The organism is Providencia sp. PROV223 (assembly GCF_028479245.1).
GTDB classification, from domain to species: domain Bacteria; phylum Pseudomonadota; class Gammaproteobacteria; order Enterobacterales; family Enterobacteriaceae; genus Providencia; species Providencia rettgeri.
Map to the genome: position 1 here is coordinate 77,472 of NZ_JAMPNG010000005.1, position 13,231 is coordinate 90,702.

Annotated in this window: 12 protein-coding genes; 1 reads left to right on the plus strand and 11 read right to left on the minus strand. The window is 38.8% G+C overall.

Annotated features, from left to right (window positions below; translation table 11 throughout):
• Window positions 1-5: 5 nt before the first annotated feature.
• The 4 genes from PR767_RS07990 to PR767_RS08005 all read right to left on the minus strand — a co-directional run bounded on the left by PR767_RS07990 (window position 6) and on the right by PR767_RS08005 (window position 4,594).
• Window positions 6-2,288 (minus strand): FdhF/YdeP family oxidoreductase, encoded by a 2,283-nt coding sequence (locus PR767_RS07990; RefSeq protein WP_267747975.1) that lies wholly within the window; start codon window positions 2,286-2,288, stop codon window positions 6-8.
• 288 nt (window positions 2,289-2,576) lie between these two features.
• Window positions 2,577-2,876 (minus strand): DUF333 domain-containing protein, encoded by a 300-nt coding sequence (locus PR767_RS07995; RefSeq protein ID WP_004911219.1) that lies wholly within the window; start codon window positions 2,874-2,876, stop codon window positions 2,577-2,579.
• A gap of 47 nt (window positions 2,877-2,923) precedes the next feature.
• A complete protein-coding gene (locus PR767_RS08000; RefSeq protein ID WP_004911220.1) occupies window positions 2,924-3,256 on the minus strand; it encodes an SMR family transporter in 333 nt (110 codons plus the stop codon).
• Window positions 3,257-3,394: 138 nt separating this feature from the next.
• Window positions 3,395-4,594, minus strand: a complete 1,200-nt coding sequence (locus tag PR767_RS08005; RefSeq protein ID WP_109913261.1) for a sugar transporter — start codon at window positions 4,592-4,594, stop codon at window positions 3,395-3,397.
• A 369-nt stretch (window positions 4,595-4,963) separates the two neighbouring features.
• On the opposite strand from PR767_RS08005, the gene PR767_RS08010 reads away from it, so the two are divergent.
• Window positions 4,964-5,185 carry a DUF2594 family protein gene (locus tag PR767_RS08010; protein WP_102138673.1) on the plus strand — a complete coding sequence of 74 codons (222 nt, stop codon included), beginning with the start codon at window positions 4,964-4,966 and terminating at the stop codon, window positions 5,183-5,185.
• Between the two features lie 176 nt (window positions 5,186-5,361).
• Here PR767_RS08010 and PR767_RS08015 read toward each other — a convergent pair whose 3' ends face one another.
• The 7 genes from PR767_RS08015 to PR767_RS08045 all read right to left on the minus strand — a co-directional run bounded on the left by PR767_RS08015 (window position 5,362) and on the right by PR767_RS08045 (window position 13,192).
• Window positions 5,362-5,640 carry a hypothetical protein gene (locus PR767_RS08015; RefSeq protein ID WP_272520110.1) on the minus strand — a complete coding sequence of 93 codons (279 nt, stop codon included), beginning with the start codon at window positions 5,638-5,640 and terminating at the stop codon, window positions 5,362-5,364.
• 198 nt (window positions 5,641-5,838) lie between these two features.
• A complete protein-coding gene (locus PR767_RS08020) occupies window positions 5,839-7,221 on the minus strand; it encodes an alanine/glycine:cation symporter family protein (protein ID WP_042851602.1) in 1,383 nt (460 codons plus the stop codon).
• Window positions 7,222-7,566: 345 nt separating this feature from the next.
• Entirely contained in the window at window positions 7,567-8,448 is an 882-nt protein-coding gene (gene htpX / locus PR767_RS08025) for a protease HtpX (RefSeq protein WP_004911228.1), read from the minus strand.
• A 418-nt stretch (window positions 8,449-8,866) separates the two neighbouring features.
• Window positions 8,867-9,562 carry a hypothetical protein gene (locus PR767_RS08030; protein ID WP_004911230.1) on the minus strand — a complete coding sequence of 232 codons (696 nt, stop codon included), beginning with the start codon at window positions 9,560-9,562 and terminating at the stop codon, window positions 8,867-8,869.
• 285 nt (window positions 9,563-9,847) lie between these two features.
• Complete coding sequence (gene prc, locus PR767_RS08035) at window positions 9,848-11,890, minus strand: carboxy terminal-processing peptidase (protein WP_004911231.1); 2,043 nt, start codon at window positions 11,888-11,890, stop codon at window positions 9,848-9,850.
• Window positions 11,891-11,909: 19 nt separating this feature from the next.
• On the minus strand, window positions 11,910-12,599 hold the full coding sequence (gene proQ / locus PR767_RS08040) for an RNA chaperone ProQ (RefSeq protein ID WP_272520111.1): 690 nt from the start codon (window positions 12,597-12,599) through the stop codon (window positions 11,910-11,912).
• Window positions 12,600-12,709: 110 nt separating this feature from the next.
• A complete protein-coding gene (locus PR767_RS08045) occupies window positions 12,710-13,192 on the minus strand; it encodes a GAF domain-containing protein (RefSeq protein ID WP_004911236.1) in 483 nt (160 codons plus the stop codon).
• Window positions 13,193-13,231: the final 39 nt, after the last annotated feature.

Genomic DNA, 13,231 nt, shown 5'->3' on the forward strand with positions numbered 1-13,231 from the left:
TTAACCTATTGAATGACTCGTTCTAATTTCACAGGGATATTTTTATACGCAGGAATACCACATTGCGGGTCGAAATTATCCAACGAAATTAAATTATTAGCTTCAGGGAAATAAGTGGCAACACTACGGTCTGCCATATCATAAATCACCACAGTGAGGTTATCTAAACGGCGTTTTGTTGGTTTCTGCTCGCGGTCTAATGCGATGAGATTCACTTTATCTCCCGCTTGTAACTTCTGTTTTTGGGCTTCTGCACCACTGATGAAAACAACATCTCGTTGCCCAAACACACCGCGATATCGGTCATTTAATCCATAAATTGTAGTATTATATTGGTCATGGCTACGTAATGTTGCCAAAATGAGTTCACTGTTAACTGCTGAGTTCGGGTCTTCAATAACACCTTCTGTCGGTACAAAGTTAGCTTTGCCTGATTGCGTTAACCAACGACGCTCAGAAGCCGCATTAGTCAGATGGAATCCTCCGGGTATTTTAATGCGTGCATTATAATCATCAAAACCAGGTAATACCGCTTCCATTGCGTCACGAATTAAATCGTAATTGCCGATAAAATCATCCCATTCAACTTTACTCTGCAGTATTGTCGCTTTAGCTATCCCTGCAATAATCGCACACTCAGATTTAAGATAAGGGCTACACGGTTTAAGTAAACCTTTTGAAGCGTGAACCATCGACATTGAGTCTTCTACGGTCACACATTGCACACCACTACTTTGCCTGTCTATTTCACTGCGACCTAATACAGGTAATAAAAATGTCTGCTTAGCGGTTAATAAATGGGAGCGATTTAGTTTAGTTGCTGTGTGCACCGCTAAATCAAGCTTTTTCATACCTGCAAAACAAGCGTCTTTATCTGGCATGGCAACTGCTAAGTTTCCGCCCATGCAGATTAAAGCCTTCGCTTTTCCTTCAGAAATGGCTTGCATGCTCGCGACGGCTGCATGACCAAATTCGCTTGGTGGTTTAAAACCAAATCGTTGTTCAATTTTGTCTAAAAAGCTTTTTGACGGTTTTTCCGTAATACCAACGGTTCTATCACCCTGAACATTCGAATGACCACGCAGAGGGCAAATTCCCGCACCTTCCCGACCAATATTACCTTTCAGTAGTAATAAATTAACGAGTTGCTGAACGTTTTGCGTACCATGCTCGTGCTGAGTGATCCCCATGCCATAACAAATAATGGTACTTTTTGCCTCAATATAAAGATCCGCAATCTCTTCGATAGACTCACGCGGTAAGCCAGAAACCCTTAAAATATCTTTCCAACTCGTTGTCAGTAAGTCATTTTTTAAAGCTTCATAACCCTGTGTATGAGTTGATATAAATTCAGTATCAAGAATAGGCTCTTTTCCTGCATCGACTGCAGCTTGGTGTTTTTCAATCAATAACTTCATCACACCTTTAAGTAACGCAGTGTCTCCACCAACACGAACTTTATAATAGTGTCCAGCTAAAGGAGTAGACTCTAACGTGAGCATTTCTACCACGTCTTGCGGGTAGGTAAAACGTTCAAGACCACGCTCTCTTAAAGGATTTATGGCAATGATTTTAGCACCACGTTTAGAAACTTCACGCAATGAGCTCAACATCCTCGGGTGGTTAGTCCCAGGGTTATGACCTATACATATAACTAAATCCGCTTTATCAAAATCGTCCAACAATACTGTCGCCTTGCCGACACCAATAGAGTCAGCAAGACCAACACTCGTTGGTTCATGGCACATATTTGAACAATCAGGGAAATTGTTTGTGCCATATTCACGAGCAAGTAGCTGATATAAGAATGCGGCTTCATTTGAAGTTCGACCTGATGTATAAAATTCAACAGTATTTGGGTCTGAATAACTTTGTAAACGCGTACCTATTTGTTGAAATGCATCTTCCCATTCGATAGGTTCATATTTATCTGTTTGTGAATTGTATTTCATGGGGTGAGTTAAACGCCCTTCATCCTCTAAATGAAAATCATCCCACTCAAGTAATTCTGTTACAGTATATTTAGAAAAAAATTCCGGCGTTGTTTTTTTAGATGTTGCTTCCCAAGCAATTGCTTTTGCACCATTCTCACAAATATCAAATGACGCCGTATGTACTGGGTCAGGCCACGCACAGCCAGGGCAATCAAAGCCGTCTACCTTATTCATTTCAAACATCGCAATTATGTCATGACCCACTTTCATTTGGCCACGTAATGCTTCTGCAACTGCTTTTACAGCCCCCCAACCGGCAGCGGGGCCATCATACTCTTCAATTTTCTTTTTCATTTGGCATTACTCTTTAATAAATGTAAATGTCTTTATATGTGCTTTTATAATTATCTAAAATATTCTTTGTTATTTAATATTAGTAATATCATCGTTAAATATCAATAATTAAAATAAGCACTTAAATAGATGCTCGTAATTAGACGACTTAAGAATAAGAAATGAAAATACAACTCAATAAATGAAAAGATAAATATTAAAACAAAACTAATTTAAATGAATACATATAGTTAATTAACCTCATATTAATGATTAATAAAAGGTTAATTAACTTCATAAAAAGAAGAGTTATATACAAGCACCCGATTGTATAATGTCAACAGCACAACGTTTACCATTCGCAAATTGGCATACAGCTGTTTGTGACCCATTTAATTCTAATGTGAGCGCTGGTAACCCACCCGCTGAAACACAGGCCTCTTGTGCCCCAGGGCCTAAATTGACCACTTGTTGAGCATATTGACTCGCAGAATGTTCCACAGAGTTATCTATGTTTGAGCTACCACACGCAGATAGCATGACAGATATAGCCCCAGTGAGTAACATTGTTAGTACTGGTTTAAAAAATTGATTAACCCTATGCCTCATTTTCCTGCTTCTCCAAAGATGCTGCCTGAACATTCTGCAATAACCGCTTAGTGCCCGCCGCTTTTTGAATATAGATTGATGACTAAGACACCAATAATAATTAATAGCATACCAATAATTGCAGGTAAATCGAGTTTTTGGTTGTAAATAAAAATTGCAGCGACAGAAACCAATACAATTCCTAAACCTGACCAAATTGCATAAGCAATACCCAATGGCATGATTTTTACTACCTGCGAAAGCCCCCAAAAAGAGACTGCATAACCGATAATAACAATCAACGATGGCCAAAAACGACTAAAACCATCAGACGCCTTCAGTGTTGTCGTTGCAATGACTTCGGCAATAATAGACATTAATAAAAAACCCAGCCCCTTCATTATATTTCCTTGTTATTAGAATTAGTTATGATAAAACTTATCACTTTTTTGATTATTTACTCAGATAACGATAAAAAGCTCTGTTTATCATTAAAATAACACAGAGCTTTCATCTCGACTTCATGATGAGAATGCGAGTTAGTGATTTGCGGCAACGTCTACTCTATCGTTAAGAGACTCACTATAGCGCTTGAATAAATAGACACACAAAATGAATGCTATGACACCAATCGCACCGCCAATATAACCAATCTGGGTCATTCCCATATGAACAATAACTTGATTGCCTAACAGTGCGCCAGCACCAATGCCAATGTTAAAAATTCCAGAGAAAATTGACATAGCCAAGTCGGTGGCATCTGGAGATAAATCAATGACCTTAACTTGCATTCCTAAACCAATACACATCATGGCCATTCCCCAGAACACTGATAACATAATCAACGACCAAACATCTCTACCTAATGGCATCAATAATAATAAGCAAATCGTCATAAATGCGATTGCTGCAGGTAAAAATGATAATGAAAATTTGCTGCTGTAGCGACTAAATATTACACTTCCAACAATACCCGCTCCACCAAAAATCAGTAGTAGTAAAGTGGCAAAGTTTTGGCTTTGTAAGGCAACTTCGCGAACAAAAGGTTCAATATAACTGTAAGCCGTAAAATGTGCAGTAACTGCCAAAACGGTTAACGCAAACATTCCAACGAGTGCTGGCCGGTGGAATAGCATCGGCACACTTTTTAACGAGCCTGAATGTTCACTTGGTAAGCGTGGTAAAAAGCGAATCAACACAACCATAGTGAACAATGCTATAACACCAATACCTAAAAATGTCGCTCGCCAACCTAAGAATTGCCCAACTACACGGCCAAGAGGAAGACCTAATACTGTTGCCAATGCCGTTCCCGTCGCTAATAACCCAAGTGCTTGAGCTTTTTTACCCGCAGGAGCAACCCGAATAGCTAAAGATGCCGTAATTGACCAAAAGACTGCGTGAGATAAAGCGACACCAATACGCCCTGCTATTAAAATATCAAAACTCCACGCAAACCCTGAAATGATGTGACTAACAATAAAGATAACAAATAAGAAAGCTAATAATTTGCGACGCTCTATTTTACTGGTTAATAGCATCAAAGGTAACGACATCAAAGCCACAACCCACGCGTAGATTGTTATCATTAATCCAGTATGTGCGACCGTCATGTCAAAGCTTTTTGCAATATCACTGAGTAATGCAACAGGCACAAACTCTGTTGTGTTAAAAACAAATGCAGCAACTGCTAATGCTATTACACGGATCCAAGCTGTTTTTCTAGAAACTTGCGTCATATTTCTCTTAGCCTTCACTTTCCCACAAATAATAGATGCCAACGGCTTAACCGTATGTAAAAAATGCTGCGAAAGGATATTGGTATTTAGTACAGGATTGAGTCGTTACTGAGCAATCTATATTGCTAACAACACTTTTTTGTGAATTGTATCACGATTTTTCATTACTCATAAAGGTTCCCTTGAGCTATTGGCAAGAAAAATATCATGCCTACTTATTTTTATTTCCCCAACTATACCATTTAACTATTTGTTTAAATTTAAGCCACTTATCTGAATATTTATTACATTCAGTTATCTGAAAACACATCGCATTACTTTCTATGCTACAATCTCACTATTATTTTTTATGCTCAAAGGACCGCTTTAATGAAAAACCATTTTCCAACTGAACCTAACGTTAATACTTTAGCGGATGAAGTGACTTGTCTTAAAAATTTACTGACACATATGCTAAAAGCTATCGGCCAAGCGGATGCAGGTAAAATCTTAATTAAGATGCAGCGCGAAATTGCACAAATGGAAGACGAAAAGCAAGCAGAAACCTACAAAAATACGTTAGAACAGATAAAAACAGGGTATCGCCAATAGATTATTTAGCGATAAATGCTATTTTAAGGATATACCTACTGTTAAGTGGTTTAAACTGCACAAATAACTAAGTTTTAATCGTGAAAATCATCTATCTTTATTCATGAATTAAACCATTCTTTATTCATTTAGCTCCCCCTTCAGAACCCTATGAAGGGGGCTTTTTTTTCTACAGCTTATGTATTATTGCGTTTATAAATATCTTGGCAATGCTGAATGTATTCATCAACTGTTGTATCGTCGGTTTGCTTATCCCAACTTTTTTGCTCTTCAAAAGCCCACACTTGAAACGTTTGTCCAAAGTTAGCCCCTGACATACCAACTTGCTTATACACCCGATGGTAAAAACCTTGCTCAGAACGATAGATCTCAAATTTAAACGGAACTAACCTAGCGGGGTTTGTCGTTGTCAAAAAATCATTACCAAATAATAACGTTTTCTCAATAATATCCATTCTATCCCCTTGTTTAATTTATAAAATACGTATGGTTTACACGATCTATTATAAGCATAGCGCATTTAACGCAATTCCGTGATTTTACCTATAAAAATATATGATTTACATACTATCCATAGAGAAGATTGATGAATAACGGGAGATATTGACGAAATAATAAGCTTCACTATTAAAATGAAGCTTATTATCGCTGGTTTATGATTTGTTGTCGTAGAACTGTTTTGCCATATCAATGCTGTCTGCATTCACATCTTTTATATGGTCACGTGTTAACCGATAAACAACGGGGCTTAACAGCAACAAGGCAATCAAATTAGGGATCGCCATCATGGCATTTAATGTATCTGCCAATAACCAAACAAAATCAAGTGATTGTGTTGCACCGATAGGTAAAGCAATCAACCATAACACTCTATATGGCTTTATCGCACGCAACCCAAATAAATATTGCACACATTTTTCGCCATAAAAACTCCAACCCAGAATAGTGGTAAATGCAAATATGGCTAATGCGATAGCAACAATATAATTTCCACCTGGTATTGCCGTTTGGAATGATGATGCGGTTAATGTCGCTCCTGTTTCACTAGTCAACCACCCACCAGTTATAATGATAGTTAACCCCGTGACAGAACACACAATGATAGTATCAATAAATGTCCCTAACATCGCAATAAGTCCTTGGCGAATAGGGTTTTGTGTTTTTGCAGCGGCATGGGCGATAGGTGCACTACCCAAACCAGCTTCATTGGAAAATACGCCTCGTGCAACCCCAAAACGGATTGCAGCCCATACTGCCGCCCCCGCAAACCCACCTTGGGCAGCAACTGGGTTAAAGGCCGAAGTAACAACCAGTGAAAGTGCCGCAGGGATCTCAGTAAAATAAATGCCAAGTACAATGACACCCGCACCAAAATAGGCAACGGTCATAAATGGGACAAGTTTTCCTGCAACATCAGAGATACGTTGCAGCCCACCAATCAACACCGCACCAACTAATAAAACTAAAACCCCGGCGGTCAACCATTTATGCACACCAAAGTTACTTTCTAGTACATCTGCCACTGAGTTCGCTTGTACTGTATTTCCGATACCAAAACTGGCACATGCACCAAAAAAGGCAAACAATGTTCCCAACCAAATCCATTTAGGGCCTAAGCCATTTTTAATGTAGTACATTGGCCCACCAATATACTGGCCATATTTATCCACTTCACGAAAACGAACAGCTAACACAGCCTCAGAGTATTTTGTTGCCATTCCTACCAATGCCGTCATCCACATCCAAAATAATGCGCCAGGCCCGCCCATGACAACTGCCGTCGCAACCCCGGCAATATTCCCCGTACCGATAGTTGCTGATAACGCTGTCATTAATGCATTAAAAGGTGATATTTGCCCCTCACCGCGTGATTCGTTCTTTTGAAATAATAACTTAAAACCCGTTCCAATTTTTCTTATCGGTAAAAATGCGAGCCGGATTTGCATATATATACCAACGCCTAAGATCCCAACAAGCATTGGTACTCCCCATACCACCCCATTTAGTTCACTTAACCACGTAGTTATCAAATCCATCCTACCCCCAATTAACTTGTATTAATTAACAAAGCAATCAAATTAATAACAATTTCTTATCAATTTAATAAAGATTAAAAGTGGCATAAAAGCGAATTAAATTTCAATAATTCATCATTTAAAGTAGAAGATTGTGAGTAAGCTCACTTGTGGTTTATCGATTACAGTTATTAATACAATTAATTGCGAATCGAAATTAAGATTGAGTTTGTTAGATACGAATGAGTATTTTGAGGGAATATATTTTACATATTGTATCAATAAAAATGCCCAGTAATTAAACTATTACTGGGCAGATGCTAAAATTATTGTCTGTATAAAGCTAACTTAGACTCATTATCTCGGCTACTTTAAATATTCACCTGAGCGCAATGCTTCAATACGTTTGTCTAATGGCGGGTGTGATAAAAATAACTCACTAAATGCTTTACCACGACCATTAATACAAAACGCCATCAAACGGCCTTCTTCTTGTGGCTCATAGCTCGTTTTTAACCGTTGCAAAGCAGCTATCATCTTTTCACGACCAACTAATTTCGCCGAACCAGCATCTGCATGGAACTCACGATAACGAGAGAACCACATAGTGATGATGCTCGCCAAAATACCGAATACGATTTCAAGCACCATAGAAACCGCGAAATAAACCATTGGGTTACCATTGCTACTCTCACTTTCGTTATCACTGTTGGACATAAAACCTGCCGCAACCTGTGCAATTATACGCGAAATAAAGATAACGAACGTATTCACGACACCTTGTAATAAAGTCATCGTCACCATGTCGCCATTGGCAATATGGCTAATTTCATGAGCAATAACCGCTTCCGCTTCATCACGGCTCATATTTTCTAATAACCCAGTACTCACCGCGACAAGTGAAGCATCTCGACGGGCACCTGTTGCGAACGCGTTGATATCTGGCGCATGATAGATAGCCACTTGTGGCATTTGAATGCCAACTTGTTGTGCTTGGCGCTCAACGGTTGAGACTAACCATTGTTCCGTTTGGTTACGTGGAGTTTCGATAACTTCGCCACCGACTGATTTCAGCGCCATCCATTTAGACATTAATAGTGATATGAAAGCACCACCAAAGCCAAATAGACCAGCCATGATCATCAGACCTTGAACACTACTACCACGGATCCCAGTTAAGCTTAGGATTATCCCAAACACAAACATAACCGCTAAGTTCGTGAGTAAGAATAAAGCAATTCTCATCATTTTTTATGTATTCCTTGGTAAAAACAAATATACGTAGAATTTACTTTATAAATAAGGTTTTTTCACACTTTTTCAAGTGCATTAACGCGAAAACCCTAAAAAATAACATAACTTTACATAGCTATGCTAAAAACTCATTATCATAATCTAAATAAATTATAACTTCTTACGATAAAAATTTAACCATTTGTTTTTAAAGGTTCATTTAATAACCATTTAAATTTAAAGTTAATTTTAATTGAAACGATAAAGCTGTTTGGTCAATCACCAAAAGCAATTTAGTGTATTTATCTATCTTATCACTCATTTTGTTCACCAAATGAATGAATATTCATTTTTACTTTCATTCTATTAAAAAATAATGCCACATTAAGTGGCACTATTTTGTTCTATCTCGATCTGTTGTTTTGTTCTAAGGCTAATTAGTTTTTTCTTTAGTCGATTTTGTTACTTTATCTTTTGCTGTTTTAGCCGATTCTTTATCTTTGGCTTTAGACGCTTTTTCTTTTACTGCTTTGGCCGACTCTTTATCTGCGGCTTTAGGCGCTTTTTCTTTTACTGCTTTGGCCGACTCTTTATCTGCGGCTTTAGACGCTTTTTCTTTTACTGCTTTAGCTGACTCTTTATCTTTGGCTTTAGGCGCTTTTTCTTTTGCTGCTTTAGCTGACTCTTTATCTTTGGCTTTAGGCGCTTTTTCTTTCACCTCTTTAACTTCTTTATCCGCTGTTTTAGAGGCCTTTTCTTTTACTGTTTTAGCAGTACCAGATGCTTTGTCACTGGCCTTGTTGGCTTTATCAGAAGCTGTTTTGCCGGCTTTATCACTCGTACTTTTTATTGAATCAGATACAGACGGTTTACTTGGTTGTTTGGCAACACCTGCACCAATCACAGCACCAGCGGCTTTCGCTTTACTGTTGATATCATTTTTTAGTTCAATAGTACACACTTGCTCTGAGCGACTCGTAGAACCATCATTACAAATAAATTTACCACCTTCACAGCGATCAATTCCCCCTTTACTTCCAGAACAAGGGTAGTTTCTTGCATTCGCTGTGTTAATAGATGCAACCATCATTACACTCACTGCTATTAATCCTACAAATAATTTACGCATGGTATTGCCTCGTTGCTAAGGAATCTATACCAAAAGTTTAGGATAAATTAAGTAAAGGTAAAGAAACCTATAGTTAATTATTAATTTCAGTCAGTCATTTTAAAAAATAAAGTAAACACAGCATAAAACTGCATCTATCTAGGGGATACTTGCTAAAAAAATTCAAATTAATAATACGTTATTGTTCAGTTTCTGTTTTGCTGTATGTATTTAGATTGTATTGAAAAGACACAAAAATTAAGCCAGCTTAATGCTGGCTTAACCCGACAAATAATAAGAGGGATATTATTTATTATTTGATAATAGCTTAGTGTGCTGATTCGCTAAGTCGATCGCCATTTTCACCGTTTCATCAAGGTATGGGTCTGGTCCTTCATAATCTTTTGGCAGATCATCAATTGATTTCAATAGCGGCTTGCCTTCCCGAGTATTACGTTCGTTTATACGTTTCAGTTTTGTCGCTTCAATTTCAGAATCTTCTTTTTGACGTTCAGCATAGTTGAGTGAAATAAGATTCTTACTTTCTTTGTTTACTTTATAGCGTGCAATGTCTTCATCAATATAATTGAATTCAGGGTCTTTGCTAATACGCGCCAAATGCTGCGTTTTTATTAACGATAAATCAGAAGAAACATCACCAACAGGCGTGTATTTTGCCGGTGGAATGCTATCCCATGGCAATGCGTTGTCCTCGAAACTTTCACCCGTTTCTGCGGGATCTTGGCCTGTTGGCATGACTACATCAGGGGTGACCCCTTCACGCTGTGTACTACCACCATTAACCCGATAAAACTTCTGAATAGTATACTGAACAGAACCTAAGGAAGGCCATTCTGGCTTCAGCATTTGGTCGTAAACACGACTCAAACTACGGTGTTGCTGAACTGTTCCCTTACCAAATGTCGGCTCACCAACAATCATCGCCCTACCATAATCTTGCATTGCCGCAGCAAAAATCTCAGATGCAGATGCACTAAAACGGTCAACTAAAACAACGAGAGGACCTTTATAGTAAATAACGTCGTCGTCATCGATATCTTGGCGAACTTGGCCATTGTTATCACGAACTTGGACAATCGGCCCTTGTGGAATGAACAAACCAGATAAAGAGACTGCTTCAGTTAATGCTCCGCCACCATTACCACGTAAATCAATAATCAATGCGGAAACATTATCTTTTGCCATGTTTTGCAATTGAGTTTTAACATCATTCGTTAAACCAACATAAAAACCTGGAATATCCAAAACAGCAATTTTATCTTTACCTTGCTGTTTTATTGTCAGCTTGACAGCTCGGTCTTCTAGCCGGATCTGCTCCCGAACTATGGTGACTATATGAGGTTTCGCCCCTTTAGTATCAGAAACGACTTCCAACCGAACTTTACTTCCTTTCGGGCCTTTAATTAAAGCAACCACATCATCAAGCCGCCAGCCAACCACATCAACAATAGGTTTACCCGTTTGGCCTACACCGATAATTTTATCGCCGACTTTTAGCTCTTTGCTTTTAGCTGCTGGGCCCCCAGCAACCAATGAGTTGATAACCGTATTTTCATCATCTTGCTGTAAGACCGCACCAATTCCTTCTAATGATAAACTCATTTCTGAATTGAATTGTTCAGTATTACGAGGCGATAGATAACTTGTGTGTGGATCGATTTCACGAGCAAAAGAGTTAACTATCAATTGAAAAACATCTTCACTTTGCGCTTGCGTTAAACGTCGCAACGCAAAATTATAACGTTTCGTCAATTTTTCTTTGATTTCTTTATCATCTTTGCCTGATAGTTTTAAATTCAACCAGTCATAACGGACTTTTTGGTCCCATAGACGATCAAGTTCTTGCTTATCTTTAGGCCACGGTGCTTTAGAACGGTCAACTTCAATGGAGTCTGTCGCATTTAAATCGATAGGTTGCTCTAAACGAGCCAACGCATATTTAAAACGCTCGAAACGTCTTTCCTGAGACAGATTATACAGGTCATAGAACGTATCTAATTTGCCATCCTCAAGCCACTGACCTGCTTTGCCCTTATCTTTGGCATATTGGTCAATATCGGATTGAAGTAAAACATTATGGCCGAAATCTAACATATTAAGATAACGATCAAATATTTTCTCAGAAAACGCACTGTCTAAATCAAATTGGCGGTAATGTGAACGAGTGAACCGAGATGTCACTCTCTCACTCACCGTACCGTGCTGTGCACTCTGCTTTAAGACTGGTAACTGAGCCGCAGTGACCGGAGTCACTGCTTGAGTATTAGCTATTGCACTGCCAAAAGTCGCTAGGCTGACCACCAGTGCAATTTTAAGAAGTTTGTTCATGACCTGATTGACCTCCGTATCAGAACTTTAAATGTTCCGCGCGTACAATCATTGCCAGCCCTGTTGGCAATTGAACCCTAACACCATCTTTCGCAATTTCTAAAACAGAGGCGTCCATCACACTGGTACCGAATTTGACTTTCAAAGTTTGACCAATTTGGAGTGTGTTGATGTCAGTCACTGATTTCAGATTTTGCTCTGGTGCAGGTGTATTACGGCGAGGGGCTTTAGCTGATGTATTTTGCGAGCGTTCTTTATTGTCTGTTGGACGGCGGCGAGGCGCTTTTTGTTTAGTTGCGTCTTGTGTACGTGGTGTTTTATCACCCGTTTTTTGTGCAACTGGACGTTTTTGCGCTTTTTGTTCAGCACGCTGTGCTTGAACGCGAGCTTTCGCCTCGGCTAATTGTTGGCGCGCATGTGCAATATGTTCTGCATCTAATTCACCACAATCTTCACCGTTTAGGTCAACTCGTTTAGCGCCCTCTTTAACACCGTAGAGATAACGCCAGCTAGAAGTGTACATGCGTAATGCAGAACGCAATTGCGTTTTGCTAATACCATCTTCTTCTTTTAAGCACCCTACGATATCTTGAAAAATTCCGACTTTTAACGGACGTGCTTCGCCTTCAGCGATAAAACAGCGAGGAAAACGCTCTGCTAGAAATGCGATAACTTCTTTACTACTATTCAACTTAGGTTGATTTTCCATGAAATTTCCTGATAACAACGATTTTGCCAACCTCACGGGCATGAACAAGCCGACATTATAATCGTGTTGCTGACAATTGCCACGTTACTATTAATTTAACTGACCATTATTTAGTGATATTTAGGCATAGAACACATTGCCAGGTGTTGACACAACTGGTTTACAAGGTGCTGTAGCCCTTTTTCGTCTTCATGGTCGAATTGGCTAATATTTGGGCTATCTATATCTAAAACCCCGATAATTTGCCCATTAACTACCAAAGGAAAGACAATTTCAGCGTTACTTGCTGCATCACAGGCAATATGACCTGGGAATGCATGAACATCTTCGATACGCTGAACTTGGTTATTGCTAAACGCTGTTCCACACACGCCTTTACCAAAAGGGATCCGAACACACGCAACTTTACCTTGGAAAGGACCCAGTACTAATTCTTGCCCATTACTGAGATAAAAACCAGCCCAGTTAACCCCTTCTAAACAGTCATATAATAATGCACTGGTATTTGCTAAGGTTGCAATTAAATCATATTCCCCTGCAAGTAGCGCAGAGAGATTGTCTGAAAGTTCGTGATAATACTTCTTTTTATCCATAATTATTTCTTGTAATAATCAAGTAATTAATCAAATATT